The organism is Rhodococcus sp. P4_F5 (assembly GCF_056401315.1).
The window spans coordinates 25,777-52,513 of record NZ_JBFUJP010000035.1 but is presented as its reverse complement, the minus strand read 5'-3'; the positions used below and the strand labels follow the sequence as shown (position 1 = coordinate 52,513).

The window sequence follows — 26,737 nt, the reverse complement described above, 5'->3', positions numbered from 1 at the left end:
GTGCGCTGGGTGGGTGTGGGCGGCGTCGAGTCACGGTCGGGCGTGGGAAGCGTCATGTGCGAGGGGTGCTTTCGCCGGGGCCCGTGCGGGCGGTGTGTAGACGAATTGAAACACCGGGCTGGACGCCTGTCCAACAATTGGGCACACTCGGCGGATGATTGCTTCCGGTACGAATCCGTCCTTCCCACATGACTTCCTGTGGGGCGTGGCCGCGGCCGCGTTCCAGATCGAGGGCGCAGTCGACGCCGACGGCCGGGGCCGATCGATCTGGGACGAGTTCTGCGAGCGCCCGGGCGCGGTGGTCCGCGGTGAGACCGGAACGGTGGCCATCGACCACTACAACCGCTACCGCGAGGACGTCGCGCTGATGCGTGAGCTCGGGGTGGACTCGTACCGGTTGTCGGTGTCGTGGCCGCGGGTGCAGCCGACCGGCAGCGGCGCCGTCAACGAGGCCGGACTGGACTTCTACGACCGGGTCGTCGACGAGCTCTGTGCGGCCGGCATCAAGCCCGCCGTCACGCTGTTCCACTGGGACCTCCCGCAGGTGCTGCAGGACGCCGGGGGCTGGCTCAGCCGAGACACCGCCCAGCGTCTCGCCGAGTACGCCGACATCGTAGGCCGCCGGCTCGGGGATCGGGTCCACATGTGGATGCCGCTCAACGAACCGGTGGTGCACACCCTCTACGGGCACGCGCTCGGGGTGCACGCACCCGGGCTGGAACTGGGGTTCGGTGCGCTGCAGGCCGCGCACCACCAGCTGCTCGGGCACGGCCTGTCGGTGCAGGCGCTGCGCGCGGCGGGGTGCACGAACATCGGCATCGCGTCGAACCACGCGCCCGTGCACGCGGCCAGCGACTCCGAGGCGGACGTCGAGGCCGCCGACATCTACGACCACATCGTCAACTGGACCTTCGCGGACCCGGTGCTGCGGGGCAGCTACCCGGCCGAGGAGCTGGCGGCGATCCTGCAGGGGCCGGTCGAGGAGGACCTGTTGGTCATCTCGCAGCCCCTGGACTGGTTCGGGATCAACTACTACGAACCGACGGTGATCGCGGCGCCGACGTCGGACGCGGGTTCCACCGGTGTGCTCGAGGTGGACCTGCCGCCGGGGATGCCGTTCCAGCCGGTCGCGCTCGAGGGCTACGAGCGCACCGACTTCGGTTGGCCGATCGTGCCCGCGGGCCTGCGCGAGATCGTCGGGATCTTCGCCGACCGCTACGGCGACGCGTTGCCGCCGATCTACATCACCGAGAGCGGCGCCTCGTTCCACGACGCCGCGCCGGACGCGGAGGGGCGGGTCCGGGACGAGAACCGGATCGACTACCACCGCGAGCACCTGGTCGCGCTGCGCGGGGCGATCGACGACGGCGTCGACGTGCGGGGCTACTTCGTGTGGTCGATTCTCGACAACTTCGAGTGGGCGGCCGGCTACCAGGAACGCTTCGGGCTGGTGCACGTCGACTACGAGACCCTTGCGCGGACGCCGAAGGACTCGTACTACTGGTATCGGGACCTGATCGCGGCGCAGCGCTGAGTTTCGCCCGCGAGGAGTCGAAAGGTGCGGGCATGAGGACTCGACGAGGTGGACCCGGCCGGGTGGCGTCGGCGGTGCTGACGGTGTCAGTGCTGCCGATGCTGCTGACTCCCGCGATCGCGGCGGCCGGGGACCACCCGCCGGGCACCGTCGCCGCGGCCGTCACCCAGGCGGCGGCCGGGTCCTACCTCGCCGGGGTGACGAGGAACGGCGACCGCACGGTGACCGCCGAGGTGTACTCGGCGTCGATGGGTCGCACCATCCCGATCGAGGTCATCCTGCCGGCGGACACCAGCGCCCCGCGGCCCACGCTGTACCTGCTCAACGGTGCAGGCGGCGGCGAGGACACCGCGACCTGGCAGGACCGGACCGACGTGTTGTCCTTCTTCCAGGACAAGAACGTCAACGTCGTCACGCCGCTCGAGGGTGCCTTCAGCTACTACACCGACTGGGAGAAGGACGACCCGGTACTGGGCCGCAACAAGTGGCAGACCTTCCTGACCAAGGAGCTGCCGCCGATCGTCGACGCCGAGTTCGGCACCGACGGCGTCAACTCGATTGCCGCCATCTCGATGACCGCCACCTCCGTGCTCAACCTGGCCATCGCGGCACCCGGCCTGTACAGGAGTGTGGGCGCCTACAGCGGGTGCGCCGAGACCAGCACCCCGGAGGGGCAGGCCTTCATCGAGCTCGTCGTGGAGGGACGAGGCGGGGGAGACGTCACCAACATGTGGGGGCCGCTCGACGGTCCGGGCTGGGTCGCCAACGACCCCGTGGTCAACGCCGAGAAGCTGAGGGGCACACAGCTGTACGTGTCCTCGGGGTCGGGCCTGCCCGGGCCCCACGAGACCCTCGACGCCCCGGGGGTCAACGGGAGCCCGGCGACGCTCGCCAACCAGGTGATCGTCGGCGGCATCATCGAGTCGGCCGTGAACATGTGCACCCACAACCTCGCGAACCGGTTGGCGGAGTTGAAGATCCCGGCGACGTTCGACTTCAGGCCGGTTGGCACCCACTCGTGGGGCTACTGGCAGGACGACCTGCACAACTCCTGGCCGATGCTCGCCAGCTCGATGGGCATGCAGCCGTAGTCGCCGACAGGTCGGCGGCCGCCGGGAAGGTCAGTTGCTGATCGCCGGTGCCGCGCCGACGTAGCGGTCGCCGTCGACCTGGGCCGCGGTGAAGGCCGCGATGTCCGCGCGGGTGACCTTCCAGCCGATCCTGTCGGCGCCGAAGAAGCCGACCTTCCGCACGCCCGCCGCCGGACCGTCGGCGGGTGCGATGAACCGCACCACGGTCCAGTCGAGCCCGGATTCGGTGACCGCGTTCGACATTCCGAGCATCTCCCGGTAGGCGCGGGGCAGGAACGTGCGGGCCATCGCGCCGATCAGCCGGGTCTGCACGGTCGGCTTCTCCCGGGGGTCGAGGACGCTCGGGGTCCCGTTGCCGACGTATCGGCGGACTCCGTGGCGCCGCATGCTCGCGACGATCAGCTCGGTGCCCTCGACGAGCGGCAGGCCCGTGGCCTTGCGTTCCATGCTCGGACCGAGCGCACTGACGACAGCGTCCGCCCCGGCGACGGCGGAGTCGACCGCCGCGGCGTCGGTGATCTCGCCGACCACCACGCGCACCTGCGCGCCCCACCGCTCGGGCACCTTGGCGGGGTTGCGGGCGTAGGCGGTGACGGTGTGCCCCGCCTCGAGCAGGTTGTCGACGACCAGTCGGCCGATCGCGCCGGTAGCGGGGTTCGCCGGGAAGATGGCCGCGTGCCCCGCCGCGACCGAGTTCGAGCACGCGCGCAGCGATGCCTATCTCGGGTTCGCCGAACTGATCGACCGGGCCAAGCAGGCCGGCCGGCTGTGCCCGGGCTTCTGTTCGCAGGATCTGGTGCTGCTGCTGCTGATGGCGAATGCCGGTGTGGTGGCGGCGACGGGCGAGGATGCCCCCGAATCATGGCGTCGGCTGGTGGGTTTCATGCTCCAGGCCTTCGCGGCGGAAGTTGTCGCGCCGTTGCCTCCCGCGCCCGAATCCGGGGCGATGTACCGGGCGACGGTCCGCGCCGGGGCCGGCGTCACCCGCTGACGAGTTCGGGATTCTGGTCCCAGTCGTAGACGACGCGGGTCCGCAGCGCGATGTCCTGCAGGGACCGGCGTTGCGGGTCCACGGCCACCCATGCCAGCCCGATCCCGAAGAACACGCACAGTGCGGCTCGGGCGGCGGCAACGGTCCAGCGCAGCTTGCGATTTCGGATGGTGACCACCCGCAGGCCCATCGCGATGGCGCCGACCGTCCGCCCGGTCGTCGCCCAGCAGACCGTCAGGTACAGCACCGACAGCATCAGGGAGGTGCTCACGGACAGCAGTGCGTGCGGCTCGGGGAAGGTGAAGTTCTGCGGCGAGAACAGCAACCGGACGAAGGTCAGGCCCAGGTAGGTGGCGCCGACCATCGTGAGCACCACCCCGAGGTCGATGGCGGCACACAGGACCCGGGTGACGATGCCTGCCGTCCGTTGTTCCGGACCGTGCGGGTGGGGGTGCGGGTGGGGGTGCGGCCCGGTCACCGCACACCCGGTTCGGATTCGCCGTGTCCGGCGTCGTCGTCGCCCCGCGGCGCGGCATCCGGGCCGGGGTCCCGGCCGAAGAGTCGGCCGACGAAGCCCGCGACGGCGTCGTCGGCCTGCATGCCCTGGCTCCGGACGCCGCGGACCGCCTCGGAGGACAGCGATCCGGTGGACTCACGGATGATGTCGGGCAGGTCCACGCCCTCGATGATGTTGCCGGCGAGCTCGATCAGGTCCATGCGGGCGATCACCGCGTCGATGTCGAGTCGGCGGGCGATCTCGTCGACGTCGATGCGGTCGACCTGCCGACCGAGGTCGACGGTGTCGACCAGCGCGTCGAGGTCGAGCCGGCGCACGATCGCGTCCAGGTCGATCCGTCCGGCGATTGCGTCGACGTCGATGCCCTCCGCGATCAGGTCGAGGTCCACGTACTCCCGGACGATCCGCGTCAGGTCCACCTCGAGCAGGGCGGCGGCCACCACCTCGCGCACGACGACGCGCAGCGTGGCGCGGGCCAGTTCGGCGGTCGCCCGGACCGCCCGTTCGCCCCGGGCGAGGGTGCTCTCGGTGACGGCGTCGACCCGGGCACCGACGAGTGGCACCGCCCGGACGGCGCCCCGGGCGGCGCGGCCGACGGTGCTGGCGGCGTCGAGGGTTCGGGCCGCGACGCCGAAGGTCAGCAACAGGAGGGGCGGTGGTTCGGCACCAGGTGCAGTGGACATGGGACCCTCCTCGTCGGACGCTCTTGTCTACCAGTCTGGGCCTGTCGTGGGCGTGCGATACCTGCCGTGGGGCGCAGAATTTTCCGTGGAGTGGGAATTGGGGAACCATGTGTCCCGGAGAAACAGGAAAGGGCCCCCGCGGACGGGGACCCTGACTGTGTTCGTGGTGCGCGATACTGGGATTGAACCAGTGACCTCTTCCGTGTCAGGGAAGCGCTCTCCCGCTGAGCTAATCGCGCGGGACCTCAGAAAGCGAGGTGGAGACGGGAATCGAACCCGTGTGCACGGCTTTGCAGGCCGTTGCCTCACCACTCGGCCACTCCACCGTGAGGTCGATTCAACCTCTCGAGCGGACGACGGGATTCGAACCCGCGACCCCAACCTTGGCAAGGTTGTGCGCTACCAGCTGCGCCACGTCCGCATTGCATCTCGGAGGCGGGCTTGGCCTGTCTCCGTGGTGCGAGAGGAACAGTAGCGCACTCTGGGCGCGGTGTGAAATCGCCAGGTCAGCGCGGCGAATCGGATCGTCATTCGAGCTGGCGCGGTGGTGCTCCGTCGCAGGGGCGGGCGGTTTCGCCGGAATGGTACATCTTGATCTGTATACAGATTCAGCTGTACTATTTGTCCATGGAGACACTGAAACACGGTGATGCGCTGTCGCGATTCGGATTCGCGCTGGCGGACCCGACGCGTTCCCGGATCTTGTTGAGCCTGTACGCGGAGCCCGGATACCCCTCGGAGCTGGCGGACAAGATCGGGGTGTCGCGGCAGATCCTGTCCAACCACCTCGCCTGCCTGCGGGGCTGCGGGCTCGTGGTCGCCGTTCCGGAGGGTCGCCGCAGCCGGTACGAGTTGGCCGACCCGCGGATCGGGCGGGCGCTCGAGGACCTGATCGGCCTGGTCCTCGCGGTGGATCCGTCCTGCTGCCCCGACGCGGCCGCCGAGGCGTGCTGCTGATGTCCTCGAATCTCGGACTGCCCGCGGTCGGCCCGGGTGCGGGCGTCGGCCCCACGGTGGATCGCAGGCAGGTCCTCGCTCGTCGGATCCGGCTGTTCGTCGCGGCCACGATCAGTTACAACGTGGTCGAGGCCGCGATTGCGCTGGGTGAAGGTGCCCGGGTCTCGTCCACCGCACTGATCGGCTTCGGTCTCGACTCGGTGATCGAGGTGTCCTCCGCCGCCGCGGTGGCCTGGCAGTTCGCCGGCCGTGATCCGGAGGCGAGGGAGAAGGTGGCGTTGCGCGTCATCGCATTCTCGTTCTTCGCCCTCGCCGCCTATGTCGGCGTTGACGCGGTGCGGTCGCTGTTCGGGTTCGGCGAGGCGCGCCACTCGACCGTGGGGATCGTGCTGGCCGCGGTGAGCCTGGTGGTCATGCCGGTCCTGTCGTGGGCTCAGCGCCGCGCCGGTCGCGAACTGGGTTCACTCTCCGCCGTCGCCGATTCGAAGCAGACCCTGCTGTGTACCTACCTGTCGGCGGTGCTGCTCGTCGGCCTCGTGCTCAACAGCGCCTTCGGATGGTCTTGGGCCGATCCCGTCGCCGCCCTCGTGATCGCCGTGATCGCCGTCAAGGAGGGTCGCAGCGCCTGGAAGGGGGACACGTGCTGTCCGACGCCGGTCGATGCGGGGCTCACGCGGCCGATGGCAGGGGAGCGCGACTGCGACTGCTGCGACTGACAGGCGATCGCCGAAACGAACAAAGGCAGGACCCGATGTTCCGGGTCCTGCCTTTGTCTTGGTGCGCGATACTGGGATTGAACCAGTGACCTCTTCCGTGTCAGGGAAGCGCTCTCCCGCTGAGCTAATCGCGCGAGGTGGAGACGGGAATCGAACCCGTGTGCACGGCTTTGCAGGCCGTTGCCTCACCACTCGGCCACTCCACCGCAAGGTTGAGTCCAACCTCTCGAGCGGACGACGGGATTCGAACCCGCGACCCCAACCTTGGCAAGGTTGTGCGCTACCAGCTGCGCCACGTCCGCACTGCACTTCCGGGGCTTGTGTGCTCCGTGGTGCGAGACAAAACATTAGCCCACGGGGTGGGTGGCCACAAATCGCCAGGTCAGAGTGGGTAAATCGAGCCAAATGGGCACTTCGTGCTCGTGCGTGGTTGGCGGGTCCGGGGCCCGTCAACCACGCACGAGCCCCTGGGCCTGCCGGCGGGGGAGCGACTGCTGCCAAGAGGGATCAGTGCCGGCGAGGTCTGGCGGTGACGGCGTCCGAGGTTGGTGCGCGCGGGTGGCAAGTGAGGGCGAACGGGAATGAGGGCCGGCGGCAAGGGAGCGGTGAAGTGGAAAGGAGGTAGGGCCGAAATGAGGCCTGCGTCCGTTGGGGCCTGCCTTCGTGGGAGCCGTCGTCGCGGCTGGTCCCTCGACGGTGACTCGGGGGGAGTGGGCGCTGCCTCCGGCTACCGGCCGAGTCGACGGTGTCCCCGTGGCTGGGTGACCGGGCGTACCGCCACCGGTGGTGGCCGTGGGATCTTCGCCGGCACCGGCCGCCCCAGGGCAGAGCTCCCTCCCCGGAGTTGGGCGTCCCAGGGCGCGAGCCTTCCGACTTGGCGGGGGGAGATATGGCCTCTGGCCTGGGGATTTCCCCCGACGTCGAGGTCGTGTTAATGTTTCTCCTCGTTCGGCCGCGAGAGTTTTCACAGCGCGGTTCGGTCCCGTGGCTCAGTGGAAGAGCGTCCCGTTCACACCGGGAAGGTCGCTGGTTCGATCCCAGCCGGGACCACCCGAAGAACCCCCTGGTAACAGGGGGTTTTCTTCGTTTTACGGAGGGCTAAGCGTGGGGTCGTGGGCCCTACGTGGGCCCTAGCCGTTTGCGGCGGCAGGCCCTGTGGTCCACCGTGTCGTGGCAGGGGACTGCATGGCGTGGCATGTAGGCTGGGAGCCAGACAAGAGATGCCTCGGGGTCGTCTGAGATACCCCCGATACCTAGCCGGGTAAGACGCCACAGTGCGCGGGAGCCGGACAGTTTTTTCTGTCCTGGAGTCTCTTTGTCTACTCGAACCTTTGCATCGACACCCCCCGATCCGTACTCCGACCTACGGGCGTTCAGCGTGCCTGAGGTGGCCGAACGGCTACAGCTCAGCCAGCGTGCCATCTGGCGCTTGCTTGCCGACGGCCACCTCAAAACCCTTTTCGCCCGCAAGCCGGGCGTTCCGGTACGCATTCCGGCAGAAAGCCTGCGCGCACTGCTGGCCAACGGTCACCGTGACGGCATTGGTGGTGATGCCTGATGCCGCACGTACAAAACCCCGCCGGCAGCGCTGACGGGGGCTTGAAGAAGGCTGGGGAGTCTTGGAGCAACGACAACACCGCGGCAGCCCTAGGGGCGTCTCTGTCGGTCCCCATGGCGGCGGGCTGTATCGATCCCCCAGGCAGGATAGTCGAGCTTTCGTAGCCTGATGCCTTGCGCGTCAAGCTCTTTCGATTCGGCCCTGACCAGATTGACGGCTCACCGAATCTGTATCGGCTGGCATGCTGAACCTCGTAGAACTCGGCGACATCGTGGCCATCTGCGACAAGCTCATGGTGTGTGAGCAGGCGGCCCGGCACCACATTGGTGAGGTCGAACGGGGCGAGCAGCTTCGTGATCAGCGGGATCTCGTTGGTTCTCGCACCGACCTCGAGTTGCCCGAGAAGGACTCCGCCGCCGTGATCGAGGGTGGCGAGCATGTGTCGGGTGCCCGGCCGCGCCCTTCGCGCCTCGGAGTGTCTTGCCGTCGACGGCGATCGCCCGGCGGCCGTCCATCATGCTGGTCTGCAGTCAGGCCCACACGCCGATGACCTGGTCCAAGACAGCCGCAGCGATGCGAGCGAGGGTGCGGCGGATCGTCGACTCCGACGGCGGCCGGCCCTCGATCCCGAGCCTTTCCAGCACCTCCTCTGGCGCATCGTGAACTCACTCGGCGATCGTCGGAAACGATCGCGAACTGGCGCGCACCGCTGACAGCGCCACCGACAGGGTCATCGTGAGCCGGTGCCGGACCCCGCGCCGTGCTCGTGGATCGGGCATCTGATCGAGCGCGTCGCGGATCCCGGTGTCGGACACCGGTGCCGATGTTGGAAAAGATGAGGTTGCGGGTACGACTCGTTCCTGGTTGTGGCGATTGCGCAGGAATTTGAATCACCGCCGAGACGGTCGTGTCCGCCCCAACCTTCACTCCTCATCGGGGATTGCCCAGCGCTGAAACCGCAGCTCAGCGGGTCTCACTCACGACCTTGTCGGAGCCCTGGGAGTCTGGTGCGTTCGTGTCGTGGCCTTCCGTGCCACTTCCGGCAACTCGGTTGCCACGCCCTTCGGAATTATGATCATTGTCACATTTTGCCGCCTGGCTTCGAGGTGCTGCGGCCCAATAAATGTTATTGGAGCCAGTAATTCGGCGACAAAGTCTACGACAGGGTCTACCTCTGGGCATGAGTCCTTTTGGGAAAGTAGACGGAATTATCTACGAGCCTCCATTCGGTGATTCAGCCGAGGTTCACCGCCGGGACCATCACCGCCGAACGGCGAATCGCGGACTCGCACCACGTCCCAGGACAGGTACTTTTGTGTGGCAGCTGCGACAGCTTGGTTGGATTACTGAACTGCGACAGCTTGGTTGGATAACTGAAGGGTCCCGACAATGGCAATGGCAAGTAAGGGGGCGCGAAGGGTCGTTACCTCACGCGTCCCCACGGACGTGTACGAGATCCTCGAGGCGCACCGGCAAGCAGCCGGCGTCGGCTCTCTGAGTCAATACGTCGCAGATCTGTTGGCGACGTACACCGGCCGTCCGGATCTGATCCTGGAGCTCGATCGGCAGGCCCGACCTCGGGAGGTGCTGCCTGCGGCCTGAGTCTTTCGACCGGGACTTCACCTGCGCGTAGTCCCGGCCAACTACACACACTCAGCAACACCGGCTCAGCTTGACCGAAAGCGAAAACCCCCGCACCTGCTGCTAACAGGAACGAGGGTTTTCGATCGAGTCTTGAGTTTTGAATGAGAAGCAAGCAACCAACTTGAGTCTCGGTGTTGCGTTTCCCCGAAGGGACTGTCTTGCCAGACAGATCTCAGGGTACATGCTGCCCTGACTCAGATACAAGAATTGATGATTGTGTCGATGAGTCGACACCCGGAAACGTGTGGGAAACTCTCGTTCCACTGATGGCCGCGCGGCCCACGTTGCGCCTGTCCAAACTCGATGACGGCGGCAAATTCGCCACCGCTGGGCCTCTGACTGACCACCTGCCCGATGCGCCGGCCGCGGTCCACCTCTACAACGCGGACGGCAGCACCGTGCTGCTCGTACTCGACTTCGACGCGAAGCGCCGCGGCACCGACCAGGTCGACACCGACTTCGAGTGTGCCCTGGCCTTGATTCACGAGTGCGGCGGCCGCACGGTCACCGACAGGTCCACCAGCGGCGGTCGGCACATTCTCATTCCGCTCGCCAAGGGCGCACCGCTCCGCGTTGACGATCTGCGTCGCCTGATGACACTGCTCGAGAACCGGCTCACCACCTTCGACAAGAATCCGATGCTCAACACCAAGCAGGGCTGTATCAGTGTCCCCGGGTCACTGTGTCGCGAAGGTGGGTACCGGCGGCTCGACGGCACGCTGGCGGACGCGGTCGATGCGTTCGAGCGGCGATCCGACCCCAATGTTGTCGTCCATATGCTCGAACGGCTCGGTGGCGCTGGTGCACCGGACCCTAGTACCGGAGTTGCTGCCGTGCAGGTCGCGTTGACTTGCGAGGAACGTCTTGTTGGCGCTGGTGACGCACGCCGCTTGCATGACCGCTACTGCCGCACCGACCCGATCTCGGCTGAGGTGGCAGCCTTCGCGCGGTCCGGCAAGTTCAACGGCTCCCGCTGGAAGTCCCCGTCCGAGGCCCGGTATTCCGTGCTCATCGCTCTTGTATTCCGGGGCGCCAGTGCCGCCGACATCATCGGGCTCCTCGCATCTGACGACTATGCGGGCCTGCATGAGGCCTACGACCGGTACGGCTCACCGGAGCGCATCGCGGAGGCCCTATGTCGGGACGTAGCGAACGCTTTGACCTGGGCTGCGAGCAACGCATCCGAATTCCGCGAACTCACGCACAAGAACAAGCACACAGGGGGGTACGGGGGGGATGGTTCTTTCCGCGGCGATCGAATTCGCCGCAGGTGGCTCGCCGCGGCACATACGTGGATCGATCAGGAGTTCCGGGGATCCCGACTGCGTCCCGTTCTGCACGCAGTCGTCCAGGCCCTCGCCTACACCTCCGCTCTCGCCGGGGAGCTGATAGAGGGTGTACCCGTGGTGGCTATCGGAGGGCGCAGCCTCTCATTCGCTGCAGGACTGATGTCCGAATCCCGTGTCTGGGCAGCGCTGCGTGTGCTTAGAGACACGCCAGGATCACCGGTGCTGCGTGTCGCCGTGGGTGCGGGCCAGCTCGCCGACCGGTACGCCCTGACCATGCCCGCAACGGGTCGTGAACCCACCGAGGTTGCGATCGCACGAGCTCACGTCGAGCCTGTTCACCAGGCATGGAGCGTGCTCGGGCTGCGCTTGCGGCGGCTCTACGACCTGATCCACAGTGGCCAGGCGACCACTGTGAAGAACGCGCTCGCCGCGGCGCAGTTGCGTACGTCGGCCGGCTACGCGGCCTTGGCCGATCTGCAGGTGGCTGGGCTGATCACCCTGGACAGGGGTGCCCTGGCGCTCGGGGAGCGGACTCTGGACCAGGTCGCCGACGACGCCGGACTCGCCAGGGTCGCGGCCGAACGTATCGTCCGGCACCGCGCCGAGCGTGTGGTGTGGCATGCGTGGCTCGAGAACCGGTTCGGGCCGCCACCCTCTGATCGCAACGATGCAGGTCAGCGCGCCGAGATCCTGGCGGCCGAGATCGCGAACGCCCCAGTGCTCATCGCCTTCGACAGCGAGCTGATGTGTGCTGCGACGATGGCTGCTGGTCCACCGCCAGCAGATCCGTTCCTTGACGCACTCAGCACTCTCGGTGACCAACTCGGTGCCGTGATCGTCCCTGTGCGGAGCAACGGCGCGGCAGACCTACCGAGTCGTCGGACCATAGGCTGGACTGGCGAGAGAGGCGGTTACGTCCCGTTGAGGGACGATCTCGCGGACGTCACCTCGATGACGCCCTCATGAGCGAGGGCCTCTCTAGTCGGAGGCCGGCCAGCGCGCCACGACGTTGGAAGCCGCCACGTGCGTTGTGGAGACACCTTCTCCCGTGTAGCCATCGCTCTGCCTCGGTCTCGAGACTTGCGCGTGGGACTCCCTATGTTTGCCAGCATTCCTTGCATTCCTTGCATTCCTTGCATTCCTTGGGTGTGCACTTTGTTCTTTTTGCTTAGCATGGGTGGGTGGCAAGTAATACTTGTACTCCTGGTTATTGCGGCTGTCGGAACATGTCTGCGGGATGCTCTGGGAATCGCTGATGGGCGGCAATGCCAGGAATGCCAGTAATCAAGCTATTGTCGGTATTGCTGTCAGTGGGCCGTCGGTATTGTCGCGGTCAGGCCGCCCTGACGGTTGAGCGTCAGGTCACCTTGATGGTGGTTCTTCCTTTCCTGTCGTTTCAGTGACTCAGTTGGTGAGTGATGATGTGAAACATGATCTCCGACCCCGACGATCTCGAATCACTTCGCGAGAAGTCGCTTGAGGCCAGCTACGCCGAGGTTGCCAAGGATCAAGCGGACGGCCGGGCCGAGCAGCGCACACGGCGCAGCCGCCACAGCAAGCGTGTCGACCAGGCCAACGGCCAAGGGAGAGGGCGCCGCGGGCTGTTGTCCGCGATCAACCTCGCCGACCTTGCCGGTGTCGTCTACTCCGCGGGAAGGGTGTTCGACGGCCTCACTGTCGGTCGGCGCGACACCGAGAACTTCCTGCGCTCAGGAAGCCTGGCCGGAGTCTCCTCCCGTGCCGACCTCGCGCTGCTCGAAGACCTTCGGGACGTCGCGCAGTTCGTCATCGACCATCGCGGTCAGCCGATCGACGCCGCTTACGTCCGCACTATCAATGCGCAGATCACCCGCAGTGGCGCGATACACCCCGGGAAGCTTCGCACCGAGGACCAGCAGATCGGCGTCCAGACCCGCTACGGCCGGCACACGCCTCCCGCGCTGACCGAGAAGGGTCTCCAGCAGCTGACGGACTCTGTGGCCGACCGCAAGGATGTGGCAGAGCAGGCATTGGACCTGTTCGTGGTGCTCGCCAAGGCCCAACCGTTCGAGGACGGGAACAAGCGCACAGCGTTGTTCGTCGCGAACAGCCTGCTCATCGGCCACGGCCGGCTGCTGGTCGTTCCCGTCGACGAGCGCGACCCTCAACTGGCTGACACCTTCAACGACCGGCTGGCCAGGGCATACCTGTACGACGAGCGCGACGGGGTGAAGGCTCTGATGCGCAAACACGGACTCACCGCGCTCCCGCGTTGAGGCCCGCGACCAAGTAAAATTCGGGATCTGATCGACCGAACCGCACAGGGAAAGGTGTTGCCGATGACTCCCGCGCACGAGGCGCCGAAGCAGGCATCTGTCCGCAGCGTTGAAGAGGCGATCCAGTTCGCCACCGCTGGTGTTCGTCTCGCTGGTGGAACTGTCACCGAAGCAGACAAGGCCGCCTCGCGGCGCGTGGCGAACGGCACCAGCACGGTAGAAGAGGAGCTGGCAGCGTTCCGTCGGGAGCTCCTGAGCTAGGTCGTTCTGCTTTTTCTGTCCGATATATCTAGAAGATTAGATATCTACAGATATGTGGCGATAGAAGTGGATATTTGATCCCCCGTGAGAGCCTTCTTCTTGAGCTTGTCCGGCAACTCTTGACCAGGTGGCTCGGAGTAAGTCAGCATCGGGATGGTTGGCGAAAGGGGAGCGGTGATGAGGAGCGCAGAAGACCGCTACAGGCATGGCGACCTGGACTTCGAGGCGGCGGTGCGCGAAGCGACCGGTACCAACATCGACCGTGAGTTCTTCGCGCGGATCGTGCACCGACTCTCTGCGAAAGACCCAGCAGTGCTGGCGCTGTCCGAACACGACGACGCGCTGCTCACCGAGTTCGGCTTCGTCATCGAACCCGCCGCCGCGACAGCAGCACGCGTCGACCGGGACATCCGCATGCAGGACCTGGTCCAGGGTTCCCTTTCGGTGGCTGACGCCGCCGCCCGCCTCGGCGTCAGCACCGCCCGCATCCGGCAGCGCGTGGCCGATGGCACCCTGTGGGCGTTCACGTCGGGCCGCAACCGTCTGCTGCCGCCCGCCCAGTTCATTGCCACTGGCGAGGTTCCTCACCTCGAGAAGGTGATGCCGCTGGTGGCGAAGGATCTGCATCCAATGACTGTGCAGGAGCTGCTCACGCGGCCACAGCCGTCCCTGACCGTTGAGGGCTGCCCGGTGTCGATCGTGGCGTGGCTGACCGGCAGTACGGGAATTGCCTCGGACATTGAGCATGTCGCCGACGTGATCAGCGCCGTCGCCCGGGAGTCCGCGTAGATGAGGTCGAGGCTGTCGCCACCGCCCATCAGCTTGGCGACGCCATCGCCTGACGTGGCCGGTTGACGCAGTTGAACCGCTAGGAGGATCGCATGGACACCTACGACCAGCTCGTTGGCCCGTTCTACGACACCGGTGACCTGACCAGGTGGTGGGGCATCAGCCGGCAGGCCGTCAACAAGGCCGTCACCGCTGGCACCGTGATCGCCTGCAAGCTCGGCGACGGCCAGTGGGTGTACCCGACCTGGCAGTTCACGGACGCGGGAACGGTGCACCCGAACCTGATCGCCCTATGGAAGACCCTGCGCACCGCCGCCGACCCGTGGACCTGCGCGGTGTGGCTGCGCAGCCCGCAGCCTGAACTCGGCGACCGCAGTGCAGCCGACTGGATCGTCGACGGCCACCACCTCGACACGGCCCTGGCGCTGGCTCACGCCGACGCCGAACGGTGGGCCGCGTGAGCAGCCGTGACATCGTCGCTCTTCGCGCACCGGCCCGGCCGCTCGCCGGGTTCCCCAGCTGCGAGCTCGCTACGGGGGAGCCACTGACCCGCGGTCACCGGGCCGAGAACGGCCCGTGGTGGTTCGCCTCCTCCGGCGGCGGCCGCTTCGACCTGACCCCGCCGCACGGCACCTGCTACCTCGCCCTCGACGAGCACACCGCCATCCGGGAAACCGTTGGCGCGGCCCTGGTCACCGCCGGTGTGATCAGCGAGGACTTCGCATCCACCCGCTGCCTGTCCACCCTGACAGTGCCGCACGACCACCGACTGGCCGACACCTGCGACGCTGCCGCCGCGGACTTCGGCCTCACTCGGGAGCTGACGACCGTCACGCCGTACGCGGTGCCGCAGGAATGGGCTGCAGCGTTCTCGGCCGCTTTCGCCGGCCTGCGGTATCAGACTCGGTTCACCACCGGGCCGACGCCGAACGCCGTCGGACTGTTCGGGGAGGCAGGGGAGGCGGCCTGGCCGACCGACCCGAGTCCCGAGCCGCTGGTGGCAGCCGCTCGCCGGTGCGGCTTCACCGTGGCCAGCCCGCCGCGGTCGGTCCGGGCGGTACGGATCGTCGCGCCGCCGACGAGCTGACCGACCTGCCGCACCGCATCACCCACCACTGAACCCGCACTCTGCCTCCCAGCAGGGTGCGGGTTCTTCTTTTTCGCCGGCCGATCCGGTGGCAGAACAACCGCCGTACAACTGCGATGTCGCACTGGTGGCTCTTGTGCCGCCGCTATGTCGTCACTTCCGTGTCACCAACCAGGCGGACGGGGGCCCAGCTCACCCCGCCACCGTCCAACAAGACATCAACTACCCGGCCCTGAAGGGCCGGGTTTGCTGCTCACCGCTCTAGCTGGATGCTAGAGCGGTGGCTGCTTTAGGCACGGTTGATTGGGCGGCCCAATAGTTTTCGTGTCCGAGCGCGGCGATGTTGCGGGAAGCGTTGTGGTCCGCGTGCGTGGACCACCCACATTCTCGGCACTCGAACACCGATTGCGTGCGACGGTTCTTCGCATCACAGAACCCGCACCGTGAGCAGGTGCGTGAGGTGTTGCGCGGGTCGACGACCTGCACGGGCACCCCCACCATCTCCGCTTTGTACTCGATCTGGGTGCGGAGCTGGGCGTATGCCCACGAATGCACCTGCGTACGTTGTTGCCTGGCCAGCCGTACCCGGTCGCGGATACCCGATAGGTCCTCTATCGCGATACCGCGCCCGGTGCGTTGCGCCTGAGCGACAATAGTTTTCGACAGTTGATGGTTGACGTCGGTGGCGAACCGTTGTTCCTTCCGGCGTCGTTTCTTCAGTTTCCGTTTCGCGGACTTCGTCCCGACCTTCTGCAGCGCCGACCGCATCACCTGGTTCTTCGCGCGGCGCCGTGTGACCGCTCCGCCGGACCAGCGATCGTCGAGATCGTTCGGATCATCGTCGGTGGTCACTGCGAGGTTGACGATTCCCAGGTCGACTCCCACCCAACCCGCGACCGGATCCTTCACCGGCTCGACAGGTTTCGGGCAAGGCTGGTCGACTGTCGCGTACAGGTAGAACGCGCCGTCGCGGAACACCAGATCGGACTCGCCTTTGCGGTCCGCCAACATTCTCCGCTGCCACGGCGCGCACTCGAACGGCACACCCTTCAACCGGCCCGCGACTGTCCAGATCGATACCGTCGACGAATCGACCTGCCACGACAAGCACCGATCATCGAACGGCTGCGCCGCCAACCCCCGAAACCGCACTGGGGAATCAGCGACTGCTGCATACCGTTTCGACCCGGCCTGACCATAATTCCCGGACTTGAGGTTCGCGGCCCGCGAGGCATACGCGTCCGCGACCTTCTTGATCACTCGGATCGCGGGCTGCGCCGACAAGCCAGCGGCCTTCAACTGCGCATACACCGACTTCTGCAGCGAGAACGCACGACGATCAGACGCCCGTTGAGCGAGGTCGGAGACGAGGTCAGCGGCGCGGTTGCAGTCCAGCAACGTCTGCTTGAGCACCGCGCCCTGCGCTGCGGTGACAGCGAGCTTGACCACGACGACCCGCTTCACCAACACCACCGCCTTCCACTCGCACGAATCTGTCACGGAGAGTTTCACAGGGGTCCGACAGGTTCCACTGCGCAATCCAGATCAGCTTCCTCCCGGCCCTGAAGGGCCGGGTTTCCGCTGAAAGGTCAGATGAGATCCGCATCGCGGCCCGTCGATACCACTACCGGAGCTGCCCGGGGACCGCCCGAGCAGTCGAGAAGCATCGGCCGGCCGCAACGCTAGCCACAGAACCCGCACCTCGCCTTCGCCGGCAGGGGCGCGGGTTCTTCCTTTTCGCCCGTCCGATCGGGTGGCACGTACAACAAGACGTGATCTAGTGGTCGGCGTCCGGAACGGATGTCTGCTGGTAGAGCCTGAGTCGCCACTGGCCGTCGCGACGGGTGTAGACGCTGGACATCAGGGCGTGGAACGACGGCGCGCCCTCGCCGCGCGAGGCCCGGCCGGTGTAGACCAGGATCGCGGTGTCCTCGCCGACCTCGATGAGGCGGTCCTCACTGATCTCGTAGTTCCGCCACGGCGGGGCGTCGTCGAGCGAGGCGATCACCGCGTCGCGATCCAGCACGAAGCCGTGCGAGAGAACCATGACCGCATCCGCTGTCATGAGCCGGCCGTAGAAGTCAGCCCCCGTTCCCTGGCACAACGATGCCCATCCTGCATGTTCCAGCCTCAGAATCTCTGCGCTGTCCATGCGTCGACCCTAGCCAGCCGACAGCAACGTCGGACGGGATCAGGCGTGGCGATCCACCCACGCACCTATCGTTGATTTACACGAGCAAATGACTGTGAGGGGGCGATGGTGATGAGCAGCGCAGAAGACCGCTACCGGCACGGGGACCTGGACTTCGAGGCGGCGGTGCGAGAAGTGACCGGCGCCGACGTCGACCGCGAGTTCTTCGCGCGGATCGTGCACCGCCTCTCCGTGAAGGACCCGGCGGGGCTGGCCTTGTCCGAACACGACGCCGCGCTGCTCGCCGAGTCCGGATTCGTCACCGACCCCGTCGCCGCGACGGCAGCACGCGTGGACCGAGACATCCGCATGCAGGACCTGGTCCACAGCTCCCTGTCGGTGACTGACGCCGCCGCCCGCCTCGGCGTCACCACCGCCCGCATCCGGCAGCGCCTGACCGACGGCACCCTGTGGGCGTTCACCTCGGGCCGCAACCGACTGCTGCCGCCCGCCCAGTTCACCGCCGCCGGCGCGGTCCCTCACCTCGAGAAGGTCTTGCCGCTGCTGGGGAAGGATCTGCACCCGTTGACAGTGCAGGCGCTGTTCACGGAGCCGCAGCCGTCCCTGGTCATGGAGGGTCGCCCGGTGTCGATCGTGGTGTGGCTGACCGGCAGCGCGGGGACCGCCTCGGACATCGAGCAGGCCGCCGACGTGATCACCACCGCCGTGTGGGAGTCCGCGTAGATCGGATCGACGCTGCCGCCGCCCCATCGATCACCGCAGAACCCGCACTCTGCCCTCCCGGCAGGTGCGGGTTCTTCCTGTCCGGGAAAACTCGATGCGTCCGCGCATGGGCCACGGATACGGTCTTTTGGTGCGCAATCGTGAAGTCCTCCTGACTGTCCTCATCCGCCCTTCCGATGAACAAACCGTCATCGACCTGGTGGCGCAACGCTTCCCGGACATGCCCCGGATCCAGTTCGACGTCGCCGAAGACGATCCCTCTCTACGTGCGCAATGGGCGCAGGAACATCCCGGCATCGAACTCGCAGACCGTCGCTGCCGCGAGGTCATCGCGGACACCACAGGCACCACCGCACAGCGTTGCACCGAACATGTACTCGATGTGATCAGTCCGAACGCTCGCGCCGAAGAATCAATGACGCCGCCATTCCCGATCACGCCCGACGAGTACCCCTGGTCAGCGCACACCGAACTGTGGACGTGACCGCACAGACGCCCGCTCGACGCGCTCGCAATGCCGGCCGTCTCACCGAGGCATTGCTCGACGCAGATCAGTCCGCCCAGAGGGTGATACTCGACCGGGTGGGCGACGTGCTCTTCTATACCCGCGACTGAATCCGATACGGCCCGTTACACCAGAGAACCCGCACTCTGCCTCCCCGGCAGGTGCGGGTTCTTCCATTTCCTGTCCGGCTGAGCATCGAAGGCCGCACGAGATTGGCCCCCCATGGCAGTTGTGCACCAGGGCGTTGCACGATATCGCCTGGCCAGGTCTCGGCGAAGGAGCGCATGTAGAACAGGTTGCGGGGTGAGAGCCCGCGTATCCGAKGGAACCCGGTCCGCGGATCCTGGGCAAGTTCGTCGGTAATGTCCGTTCTGGCCAAATCTTTCGAGGGGGAGCGAGTGGACACATCAGAGTTGTTGGGGCTGACGATCCCGCTATCAGCGATGACGCTTCTAGTTGCAGTGGCCGCTGGATTGCTACCTCGATTCGTTGGAGATGAACCGAATCTCGTCGTGGGCATACGCACGAACGCGACGATGTCGAGTCCAGAAGCGTGGCAGTTTGCCCATGAGGTTGCGCGGCCCTTCTTTGGCAGGACGATGTGGACAGCTGTAGTGGGATTGTGCATCCAGGTCGTGATCGGAGTCGTGGCCGGTTTCGGATCCGTGGTGTCGGCTGTCGCTGCAACGATCGTGTGTGTGGCGGCATTCACCGTCCTGATCGTTGGGTCGTTAAAGGGCAACGCCGCAGCGAAGACCCTGGGGCGTTGAGCCGGTGGTTCCTCCGGTTCGTTGATGAAGATGGCCGTCATCTTCGGTGGCGTCGGCCAGCGAGAGACCGCTCCGGATTCGCCTGGTACGCCGCGGTCAGGGTGACCTGACGGGCCTCGTCGACCTCCTGGGCGGTGCCGACCGCGCCCGCCTACGCCTCACCTGACTTGGCAACCCGCCGCCGGCCACCACAGAACCCACACTCTGCCTTTCCCGGCAGGTGCGGGTTCTTCCTTTTTCGCCGTCCGATCAGGTTGCAGCACAACCGCCGTACAACTGCGCGGCCGCACTGGCGGCTCTTGTGCCGCTGCTGTGCCGCCACTTACATGTCACCAACCTGGCGGGCAGGGCCCGGAGTGGAACAGCACAACCGGCTCGACAACGGCTGTTGTGCTGCACTTGCGTCCCTCAGAAGCCGATACAACTGCCAGCGCCGTGCAATACAACCGGCCTGATAGTGGTTGTTGTGCTGCACTGCCGTCCTTCAGGAGCCAGTACAGCTACCAGTGAGGTGCAATACAACCGGCTCGATAGTGCCGGTACCACCGTCCCTAGCTGGGTTGTTGTGCTGTGGCGCAGCCACTCAGGCCGCCATACAACAGCAATACCTGCCCTAAGGTGCCTGATCAACAGCGTTACCGCCACATTGGCGGCTGCTGGGCGGTCACTGTGTGGCGCGGTGCACGATGCAGACGGTTGCGCAGCCCCCATCTTGACGGTCTGGCGGCGTTCTAGTCACGGTCCAATCGGATCCCAAGTGGCGGTCTATCTGTACTGCAGCCACCTGGAGGGCTGCACTGCAGCACAGTGGCCATATCGCAGCGATCGAACCTCTGAGGCCGCTTCATCGAGGTCCTGAAACCCCGCGACCTGGGCTTTTGTCGCCTCGCGCGAAGGCCGGCAACGCCCGCCGAGACGCCCTCGTGTTTCTCTGAGGCCACTGTGGGCGGTGTCGCCACCATCAAAACAATTCCCGATCCGCCTCATGTGCCAACAATTCAGATAAAAAGCAGATAAAGCCGGTTTCTGAACAATTCACACGGCACATTCCGCATTTATCCTGCGGCCAGTCGATAACAGCAACCAGGCCCCGGCCGAGACACCCTGACGCCGGTATCGGTTTCTATCCTCGCGATACTCCGACCCGGCCGAACGAGCTCCTCCGGCGCACGTGGACACCAGGGGAAGCGACCCATCGATGGTGACCTGGCGGCCCCGGATGCTGCGCACCGGAGCCGGTCGCAGAAGAGCGCTGCGACCACGCCCACGTGCGCCGAAGAAGCAGCCCTGTGTCCCCGGCTGCAGCCGGAGCCTGTAGCAGCCAGGCCCAGCCCCGGCGACACACTCGAACTCCTGCGCCGGGACGGAGACCGCCCCGGCCGGGCCGCGTCCGGTGAGCCGGACACGCTGCTCTCCGAGCAGCTGCAGACCGAGCCTGCGAACAGGCTCCGTGGCCGCCCTGTGGACCCCGAGCGGCCCGCCGGCGCCCTGGCCGCCTCCCGACGCCGAGGACCGCCTGACGCCCACCCAGGGCCGACTCTGTTGGCCCCGTCTGCGGCCACCTACGGTGGCCGCCCGTTCGTGACGTCACCGGTGCCCAGACGCCGCGTCACACGCCCGCCTACGGCGACCTCACGGCCCAATTCTCAGGCCGCACCCACACCGGTGGAGCACCGGTCGCACAGCCGTCTCCCACCCACCCAGGAGAGGCCCGCAGCGGCTGCAGTCACACGTCTGCTTTCAGGGCCGGTGTCACCGGCCGGCTGCACCGCCCCGGTCCACACCGTCCACCCCGCCGGCCGCTGACGCGACCGACGCACACCCCGGCATCAGGAGGACGAGCGAAGACCTCGAGACCGGCTGGGACGTGATGCGCCTTCGGCGCGCTTGGCAACACCGCCGCCGGACCGCTGCGGCGGCCTGGCTTCGTGGGGCCCTCACCGTCGCCACTCTCTTCTTCAAGGCGCGCTCACGCGCGGGCGACGGACCCACGAAACCACTCCGCCTCCGCTGAAGGTTGTGGCCGCGGCTGACGCCGCCGATCGAAGACACCTGAACCCCCACAGAGAACCCGCGGCTGGCGCCACGGGAACGGCTGCGCCTTGCTGGCACCGGCCGCTGACGCGACCGCTGTGACCCTGACGCCACAAGGGTGCAGAACCGCCCACTCGCTGCGCTCGCCAGCGGCCCTGAAGCTGACTCAAACCCCAAAAACAGGGTTTGCGTCAACTGCGTCAGTGACCTGGAACACACGACGCAAAGCGCACCCGCTCTGGACTGGGGAAACAGGAAAACGGGGCCGTATTTGCGACCCCCTGTTTTCGGGGTATCTCGCCTATTTGCGACCGGTCGCAAATACGGTGATTCTGCCCTGTTTCCCCAGTACGCCACGGACGCAAACTCCCCTCGCTAACGCTCGGAGCCGCTTGCTGTGGCCAAACAGTGAAAGGGCATAAGGAGTCGTGACGCACTTCGGGTTTCATTCGCTTCGCTCACTACACCCTTCGTTTGCCCGGCAGAGCCGGGACGACCTCCTCGGCTGGCGCCTCGTCGCCCTCGCTGCGCGAGGGTCCTTATCGCCTTCGGGGCACTCAGTCCGGTCGCTGCGCGACCTCCCTCGCGCCCCGCCGCACAGGGGATGACAACTGCAGCAAGCCGACCAACTGGAACCCTTGCCTCGATCTCGTAATCGCGATCGAGGCAAGGGTTCCGCTTCTGGTGGCATCACTCGACTACACCAAGCGCGCTGTACCACTTTCGCGTACCAGTTTTTCCGCTCACGCACCCAGCTGACCTGCGGTGATCCAAGTCCGCGAAAAAGCGGTACATCACACCCGCTGAAACGGTACGACACTATGGGTCTCTGACCTGCGGCTTCGCTCTCTGACGGGGATCTGTACCGCTTTTCAACTTTTCGAAGCCCGAAAAACTCTATGAGGACGTTTATGGTTGTTCTGATTCCGCAAGCATGTGCATGGCGCTGCCTCCAGAGGCTTTGTTCGGAATAAGTGGTACATCGACCTATCGGAGGTACCTGATCCGCATCAGGTCTGGTCAGGTGGCTATTGCTTGTACCCTTTTTTGTATCAACTATTAGTAGAAATCGACAGGGTGGTTCGAGGAGATTGCGGCCCTGAACTGCTGAAACTGGCCTCAAGCAAGCTGTACCGTTTCTGATCCAGCAAAAACGGGACACCGCCGAAAAAGTGGTACAGGTCCAGCAACCCGGTCGTCACGCCACCTCTGCCGACCTTCACAGGCTCGAGTTGCCGAGTCGCAGCCGTCGCGATCCACCGGGCTCCAACAGGTCGGGCCATCAGGCGGCCACCAGCGAACTGATGACCGCGAAGACAAGGCCACTGTCGCGGATCATCTCCTGCGCGGGGGTGCGGCCGGCGAAGTTCTCGTTCGGTCGGCTCATCCATCTGGACAAGCTCACGACACCGCCGGGGAATTCCCGCGCCAGGCGCCAAATCTCGGGAAGAACCGGTTCCTCGAGATCCGGAGTGAACTGCCACGCAGGCAGTTTCCACGCGCACGCGTCCTTGAGCCCGACCAGTCGGTGCTCGGCGAGCATATCCGAGACGGTCTGCGGGGAGACGCCGAGCAGCGCAGCCACCTCCGGGCGGGTGAGCGAACTAGCCAACTGTTCTTGCCTCCGTTCGATCTGGAGACGGAGGTTCTCCTGTTCCAGGGCCGCGGCTTCCTCGTCGGAGACCAGCGGACCCCAGCCGTCGTCAGCGGTCCCTGACGGATACGAAACCGCGAACTTCTCGCCGGCAGCGAGTGCGGTTTGCCGCTGCACGAGCAATGCCACCGCCTGGGAGACCTCGAGCATCGGCGCTCGCACCTTCTCGGCGAGCGCCCGGAGGGCGTCAGCGGTAGGTGCGTCCAACACCGTCACCCGACTGACGGCGGCCGCTACCTCGGTCAGTCGTCCGGAGTAGTAACGGACATCCTCCAGGTACTTCCGGAAGTCATCTCCGTCGACGAGGTCCTCCAGCAACTGCACCAGCTCGGCCGCCGGGCGCAGCTCCTGCGGTGCGTCTGTCTCGGGTCCTCGTGTCATCTGGAGTCCACCTTTCAAGCTCCCTACCAGCGTAGGCGGGGTGTGCGGGGTATGCGGGTCATCTCGTCGCTGCACCGAGCTGGTCAGATTGGCGGTCGGGCCGACCTGTCACGAACATGGATGTTGGGCAGAATGGGGAAGGTGAAGAAGAACGTGGCAGGGGTGTCGGGAGGAACTTCTCGCAGCCGTAGCGCTGCAACCGGCCGTCACACCGCGGTGTCTTTGCAGAGGAAGGCGACGGGATCCGGGAGGTCGCAGCGAGTAGCGGCGGACGATCCACTGTCGGCCGTGCGCGTGAAGTTCCTCACCGACGAGTTCGGTGGCGCGGCGCTGGCCGCAATCGTAGGCGTCAACAGGTCGCAGCCCTCGCGCTGGATCAAGGGGGAGGAGCGGCCCGGCCCCTCGGCGGCCCCGTTGCTGATCGACCTGGAACATGTCCTGGCTCGCGCGCGTCTCGTGTGGGGTGAGCCCTGTTAACTTCACCTTCGACAAGTGTCCCGCGGGTCCGATGTTGACGGAGGTGCGTAGGTGGACGAGCTACATGGAGCGCTTCGTGAGGGGACCCTCGATGCCGTCAACTATGGAACGTAGACGCTCGCGAAGCCCGGTGTGGTCGTGCCGGGTTCGGGTATGACGGTGAGGACGACCTGCCCGGTCCCGGTCGGCAGGATTGCCGCCGGGTTGCCGTGCTGGGCGAGCGACATCCGGGCGGAGCCGGTGGCTCCGCTCGACAGGTTCAGCCAGTGCACGTCGCCCGGGACTTGGCAGTGGCCAGCCCCAGGCTCGCCGGTCACCTCGCGACCGCCTTCCGTCGGGCCGGTGATCGTCACCGTCCCATGCTGTTCGCCGACCGCGGCCTCACAGCGGACCCGGGGAGCGTCGAAGCTGCCGTTCGGGTTTCCGAACGGCGCTGGGTTGATCTGGAACGGAACGGTGACCGCGGCGGAGGCGACGGCCGCCGGCGCCAGTGCCGAACCGGCCACGATGGCCGCGCAGGCGACCGATCGGCGAACGAAATCAATCATGGCGACCTCCAAGAACAGTCGTGACCACGCTTCTTGTCTTCGCTGCGCCAACGCCGAGAGTTCGCCAGTGACAGGTGATGACGATCGAACCTAAGGAACTACCCACGAACCGGCCGTCGGCAGAATCGTGATGGCCGGTGTGCCCAGATAATTGGCTGGCCAGACCGAGGCGACCAGAATTCCCGACCCGGTGTTCGCGTAGCCGTGTATAGGTCGCTCGTCCAATACCCAACCCACCTCGGAGACTCCCGTTGCGCCGGTCGTGAGGTTGCGCCACTGCACGGTGCAGGAGCAGCCTGCATTCCCGGTGACAAATCGAGTGAGTCCCGGAGACGTCGGATCGGTTCGTGCCGCAACCGATCCACCATTGGGGCCCAAGTACCACGGTGGTGGGGCTGCAATGATGCCCACAACTGGATTCGGAAACTGGTAATCAGTCGGAGCTGCATGAGCGGTGGGCGATGCAACCAGCACGATGCCCACCGACGCCGCGATCGCACTAGATGCGGCAACAAAGTGGCGACGACTGCGCATTGAGCGAGCGGCCACGGCCATAGCTTCCTCCTTCGGCTGACCCCGACGAGGTGGAGACGAAACCAAGCACCTCTGTCAGTATGACAAAGCATCCGGGATGCGGTTTGCTTGCAGGTCACGGGCGGGTAGGCGGCGAACACCGCCCAGCCGGCGTCGCTGATGACCGGAGTGTCGTCGTGTTCGGCGATGTCGTCGTAGGGCGTCGGCGGCGAGGGTGCACCAGGGTGGGCCGCGTACATCTGGCGCGGCGTCGTCCGCGGCTCCTCATCGCGGGTGGAGGTGGGACGAGGTGCATGACGGCCCGAGACGTGCTCCGCAAAGGGGAGCGGGCTGTCCTGGGATTGCGGGTCCAGATCGCGCCCGGTGTTGGTGACTGTGCGTGTCGCGTGGGATCTGCTTGAGGTCGACGCCCAGAAGGGGCGGCGGAATTCTTTCGCAGGGAAGGTCGATGTGCCATCTCGTCGGTTCGGTGTCGGGCCCGAACCGTCCTTGCCCGGGCAATCTACTCATGTCGACCGACACCGTCGATTTGCAGCGCAAATTGGCGGGTCCACCTGCGACGCCGGCGAATCAGACCAGGTGGCGCCCGGACCACCTACTCAAGCTCGTCAAAGTAGCCAGTTGGCCGGTCAATCTACCCGGCATTCGGCGACATACGCGCTGAGGTGGCCTTTTTCCGGAGACGTTGCGGGAAAGGAAATTCCCGTCGGTGATCGCGCAGAAATAGGGAGTGACGAGGGGGCGTAGTGGGGGAGTCGGGTTTCGGGCGTGAATTGGTCGTCGAGATGCAGCGAAGACGTGCACACGTCGCACCGTGTTTAGCAAGGTCGACGACGCGAGCATCTGGGCCGTGACCTGCACTGATGAGTGCGATTGGCCACGTGCCGGTCCGACTTCTTGCTGGATTTGCTTCTAGGCCGTGTTTCAGAAGTCGTGACTGCTAACTTTGCCGCGGGATGGTCAGAGACGGCAACACTGCGGCGATAATCGAGGCCGCGAATTCAGGCATAGGTTCCTGCGGATGGTCGGGTCCGTAGAACTGTTCGAGGAATGCCCGCAGATAGCATGCGCCCGCAATCGACGATGCGACGCCATTAATCGGAGCGCCGGCAACGATGGCGTCGTTCCGCTGTTCGAGTTCCAGAAACTGGGCAACTGCGGCAGGAAGAAGAGCCGGTCCAGCACCTTGAGACATCACGGCGTTGCGATGGCGTTGAAGTAGGTTAGCGTCAGAGAACAGCGATGCCCCAATCGCGAACGTCTGCCGATAGAACTCCGTGATCTGCTCGATAGTGGCAGTCAACCTGCCGGAGAGAGTGTTTGCGTCGCCGGGGGTGCGATCAGTACGCGTGAGAATGTCGACGGCGGGAACCCGTTCACGTAGCACGCTCAAGAACAGGTCGACCTTGTCGTCGAAGAGCTTGTAGATCATTGCCTCCGAGTAGCCGGCGGCCGCCGCGATCTCCTTCGTCGTTGCCCGAGCGAGGCCCCGGTCCTTCATCGTGCTCGCTGCCGCGTCCAGGATCCGGTCGCGTGCAGTAGGTACATGGTCGGGCATCAGCCGACCGTAGCTTACGATCACGGTTA

General features: G+C 65.9%; 25 protein-coding genes and 7 tRNA genes. 17 read left to right on the top strand and 15 right to left on the bottom strand.

Annotation, left to right across the window (positions count from 1 at the left end):
- Positions 1 to 154 precede the first annotated feature (154 nt).
- Complete coding sequence (locus AC1DU4_RS15570) at positions 155 to 1,534, top strand: GH1 family beta-glucosidase (protein WP_477841271.1); 1,380 nt, start codon at positions 155 to 157, stop codon at positions 1,532 to 1,534.
- 32 nt (positions 1,535 to 1,566) lie between these two features.
- Entirely contained in the window at positions 1,567 to 2,625 is a 1,059-nt protein-coding gene (locus AC1DU4_RS15565; protein ID WP_477841269.1) for an alpha/beta hydrolase, read from the top strand.
- A 30-nt stretch (positions 2,626 to 2,655) separates the two neighbouring features.
- On the opposite strand, the gene AC1DU4_RS15560 is transcribed toward AC1DU4_RS15565, so the two are convergent.
- Positions 2,656 to 3,240 carry an NAD(P)-dependent oxidoreductase gene (locus tag AC1DU4_RS15560; protein WP_477841277.1) on the bottom strand — a complete coding sequence of 195 codons (585 nt, stop codon included), beginning with the start codon at positions 3,238 to 3,240 and terminating at the stop codon, positions 2,656 to 2,658.
- Position 3,241: 1 nt separating this feature from the next.
- Between AC1DU4_RS15560 and AC1DU4_RS15555 the strand changes: the two genes are divergently transcribed.
- Positions 3,242 to 3,616, top strand: a complete 375-nt coding sequence (locus AC1DU4_RS15555; protein WP_477841267.1) for a hypothetical protein — start codon at positions 3,242 to 3,244, stop codon at positions 3,614 to 3,616.
- Here AC1DU4_RS15555 and AC1DU4_RS15550 read toward each other — a convergent pair.
- From AC1DU4_RS15550 to AC1DU4_RS15530, 5 genes are all read right to left on the bottom strand, one after another.
- On the bottom strand, positions 3,606 to 4,094 hold the full coding sequence (locus tag AC1DU4_RS15550) for an RDD family protein (RefSeq protein WP_477841265.1): 489 nt from the start codon (positions 4,092 to 4,094) through the stop codon (positions 3,606 to 3,608). The genes AC1DU4_RS15555 and AC1DU4_RS15550 overlap by 11 nt on opposite strands.
- Complete coding sequence (locus AC1DU4_RS15545) at positions 4,091 to 4,816, bottom strand: hypothetical protein (protein WP_477841263.1); 726 nt, start codon at positions 4,814 to 4,816, stop codon at positions 4,091 to 4,093. Before AC1DU4_RS15545 ends, AC1DU4_RS15550 begins: the two co-directional genes overlap by 4 nt.
- Before the next feature lie 164 nt (positions 4,817 to 4,980).
- Positions 4,981 to 5,055: transfer RNA gene (locus AC1DU4_RS15540), tRNA-Val, on the bottom strand.
- Positions 5,056 to 5,071: 16 nt separating this feature from the next.
- Positions 5,072 to 5,142: transfer RNA gene (locus AC1DU4_RS15535), tRNA-Cys, on the bottom strand.
- Between the two features lie 22 nt (positions 5,143 to 5,164).
- Positions 5,165 to 5,237, bottom strand: a tRNA-Gly gene (locus tag AC1DU4_RS15530).
- A gap of 206 nt (positions 5,238 to 5,443) precedes the next feature.
- On the opposite strand from AC1DU4_RS15530, the gene AC1DU4_RS15525 reads away from it, so the two are divergent.
- Positions 5,444 to 5,773 carry an ArsR/SmtB family transcription factor gene (locus AC1DU4_RS15525; protein ID WP_477841261.1) on the top strand — a complete coding sequence of 110 codons (330 nt, stop codon included), beginning with the start codon at positions 5,444 to 5,446 and terminating at the stop codon, positions 5,771 to 5,773.
- Positions 5,773 to 6,489 carry a cation diffusion facilitator family transporter gene (locus tag AC1DU4_RS15520; RefSeq protein ID WP_477841260.1) on the top strand — a complete coding sequence of 239 codons (717 nt, stop codon included), beginning with the start codon at positions 5,773 to 5,775 and terminating at the stop codon, positions 6,487 to 6,489. Before AC1DU4_RS15525 ends, AC1DU4_RS15520 begins: the two co-directional genes overlap by 1 nt.
- Before the next feature lie 59 nt (positions 6,490 to 6,548).
- Here the strand turns inward: AC1DU4_RS15520 and AC1DU4_RS15515 are convergent.
- The 3 genes from AC1DU4_RS15515 to AC1DU4_RS15505 all read right to left on the bottom strand — a co-directional run bounded on the left by AC1DU4_RS15515 (position 6,549) and on the right by AC1DU4_RS15505 (position 6,791).
- Positions 6,549 to 6,623: transfer RNA gene (locus tag AC1DU4_RS15515), tRNA-Val, on the bottom strand.
- A 1-nt stretch (position 6,624) separates the two neighbouring features.
- Positions 6,625 to 6,695, bottom strand: a tRNA-Cys gene (locus AC1DU4_RS15510).
- Between the two features lie 23 nt (positions 6,696 to 6,718).
- Positions 6,719 to 6,791: transfer RNA gene (locus tag AC1DU4_RS15505), tRNA-Gly, on the bottom strand.
- A 676-nt stretch (positions 6,792 to 7,467) separates the two neighbouring features.
- Between AC1DU4_RS15505 and AC1DU4_RS15500 the strand changes: the two genes are divergently transcribed.
- Together AC1DU4_RS15500 and AC1DU4_RS15495 are read left to right on the top strand one after the other, a co-directional pair.
- A tRNA-Val gene (locus AC1DU4_RS15500) sits at positions 7,468 to 7,539 on the top strand.
- A 328-nt stretch (positions 7,540 to 7,867) separates the two neighbouring features.
- Complete coding sequence (locus AC1DU4_RS15495; protein ID WP_477841258.1) at positions 7,868 to 8,047, top strand: helix-turn-helix domain-containing protein; 180 nt, start codon at positions 7,868 to 7,870, stop codon at positions 8,045 to 8,047.
- A gap of 665 nt (positions 8,048 to 8,712) precedes the next feature.
- Here AC1DU4_RS15495 and AC1DU4_RS15490 read toward each other — a convergent pair.
- Positions 8,713 to 8,862: a hypothetical protein gene (locus AC1DU4_RS15490; protein WP_477841257.1), complete on the bottom strand. Its 150-nt coding sequence runs from the start codon at positions 8,860 to 8,862 to the stop codon at positions 8,713 to 8,715.
- Between the two features lie 1,095 nt (positions 8,863 to 9,957).
- On the opposite strand from AC1DU4_RS15490, the gene AC1DU4_RS15485 reads away from it, so the two are divergent.
- From AC1DU4_RS15485 to AC1DU4_RS15460, 6 genes are all read left to right on the top strand, one after another.
- On the top strand, positions 9,958 to 11,946 hold the full coding sequence (locus AC1DU4_RS15485) for a hypothetical protein (RefSeq protein WP_477841255.1): 1,989 nt from the start codon (positions 9,958 to 9,960) through the stop codon (positions 11,944 to 11,946).
- A gap of 464 nt (positions 11,947 to 12,410) precedes the next feature.
- A complete protein-coding gene (locus AC1DU4_RS15480; RefSeq protein WP_477841253.1) occupies positions 12,411 to 13,235 on the top strand; it encodes a Fic family protein in 825 nt (274 codons plus the stop codon).
- A 63-nt stretch (positions 13,236 to 13,298) separates the two neighbouring features.
- On the top strand, positions 13,299 to 13,496 hold the full coding sequence (locus AC1DU4_RS15475) for a hypothetical protein (protein ID WP_477841251.1): 198 nt from the start codon (positions 13,299 to 13,301) through the stop codon (positions 13,494 to 13,496).
- Positions 13,497 to 13,673: 177 nt separating this feature from the next.
- Entirely contained in the window at positions 13,674 to 14,285 is a 612-nt protein-coding gene (locus AC1DU4_RS15470; RefSeq protein WP_477841249.1) for a hypothetical protein, read from the top strand.
- A 92-nt stretch (positions 14,286 to 14,377) separates the two neighbouring features.
- Positions 14,378 to 14,746: a hypothetical protein gene (locus AC1DU4_RS15465; protein ID WP_477841247.1), complete on the top strand. Its 369-nt coding sequence runs from the start codon at positions 14,378 to 14,380 to the stop codon at positions 14,744 to 14,746.
- Positions 14,743 to 15,372 carry an RES domain-containing protein gene (locus AC1DU4_RS15460; RefSeq protein ID WP_477841245.1) on the top strand — a complete coding sequence of 210 codons (630 nt, stop codon included), beginning with the start codon at positions 14,743 to 14,745 and terminating at the stop codon, positions 15,370 to 15,372. Before AC1DU4_RS15465 ends, AC1DU4_RS15460 begins: the two co-directional genes overlap by 4 nt.
- A gap of 261 nt (positions 15,373 to 15,633) precedes the next feature.
- Here AC1DU4_RS15460 and AC1DU4_RS15455 read toward each other — a convergent pair whose 3' ends face one another.
- Both AC1DU4_RS15455 and AC1DU4_RS15450 read right to left on the bottom strand, forming a co-directional pair.
- A complete protein-coding gene (locus AC1DU4_RS15455) occupies positions 15,634 to 16,836 on the bottom strand; it encodes an RNA-guided endonuclease InsQ/TnpB family protein (RefSeq protein ID WP_477841243.1) in 1,203 nt (400 codons plus the stop codon).
- Between the two features lie 313 nt (positions 16,837 to 17,149).
- Positions 17,150 to 17,524, bottom strand: coding sequence for a nuclear transport factor 2 family protein (locus AC1DU4_RS15450; RefSeq protein WP_477841241.1), 375 nt, complete (start codon positions 17,522 to 17,524; stop codon positions 17,150 to 17,152).
- Between the two features lie 111 nt (positions 17,525 to 17,635).
- Here AC1DU4_RS15450 and AC1DU4_RS15445 point away from each other — a divergent pair, with 111 nt between their 5' ends.
- The 3 genes from AC1DU4_RS15445 to AC1DU4_RS15435 all read left to right on the top strand — a co-directional run bounded on the left by AC1DU4_RS15445 (position 17,636) and on the right by AC1DU4_RS15435 (position 19,522).
- Positions 17,636 to 18,247 (top strand): hypothetical protein, encoded by a 612-nt coding sequence (locus AC1DU4_RS15445; RefSeq protein ID WP_477841239.1) that lies wholly within the window; start codon positions 17,636 to 17,638, stop codon positions 18,245 to 18,247.
- Between the two features lie 130 nt (positions 18,248 to 18,377).
- Positions 18,378 to 18,731, top strand: a complete 354-nt coding sequence (locus tag AC1DU4_RS15440; protein WP_477841237.1) for a hypothetical protein — start codon at positions 18,378 to 18,380, stop codon at positions 18,729 to 18,731.
- A 419-nt stretch (positions 18,732 to 19,150) separates the two neighbouring features.
- Positions 19,151 to 19,522 carry an SdpI family protein gene (locus AC1DU4_RS15435; protein WP_477841235.1) on the top strand — a complete coding sequence of 124 codons (372 nt, stop codon included), beginning with the start codon at positions 19,151 to 19,153 and terminating at the stop codon, positions 19,520 to 19,522.
- Between the two features lie 3,316 nt (positions 19,523 to 22,838).
- On the opposite strand, the gene AC1DU4_RS15430 is transcribed toward AC1DU4_RS15435, so the two are convergent.
- Complete coding sequence (locus AC1DU4_RS15430) at positions 22,839 to 23,591, bottom strand: hypothetical protein (protein ID WP_477841233.1); 753 nt, start codon at positions 23,589 to 23,591, stop codon at positions 22,839 to 22,841.
- Between the two features lie 288 nt (positions 23,592 to 23,879).
- Between AC1DU4_RS15430 and AC1DU4_RS15425 the strand changes: the two genes are divergently transcribed.
- A complete protein-coding gene (locus AC1DU4_RS15425; RefSeq protein WP_477841231.1) occupies positions 23,880 to 24,068 on the top strand; it encodes a hypothetical protein in 189 nt (62 codons plus the stop codon).
- Positions 24,069 to 24,169: 101 nt separating this feature from the next.
- Here AC1DU4_RS15425 and AC1DU4_RS15420 read toward each other — a convergent pair whose 3' ends face one another.
- Positions 24,170 to 24,616 (bottom strand): hypothetical protein, encoded by a 447-nt coding sequence (locus AC1DU4_RS15420; protein ID WP_477841229.1) that lies wholly within the window; start codon positions 24,614 to 24,616, stop codon positions 24,170 to 24,172.
- A gap of 1,474 nt (positions 24,617 to 26,090) precedes the next feature.
- Entirely contained in the window at positions 26,091 to 26,708 is a 618-nt protein-coding gene (locus AC1DU4_RS15415) for a TetR/AcrR family transcriptional regulator (protein ID WP_477841227.1), read from the bottom strand.
- Positions 26,709 to 26,737 lie beyond the last annotated feature (29 nt).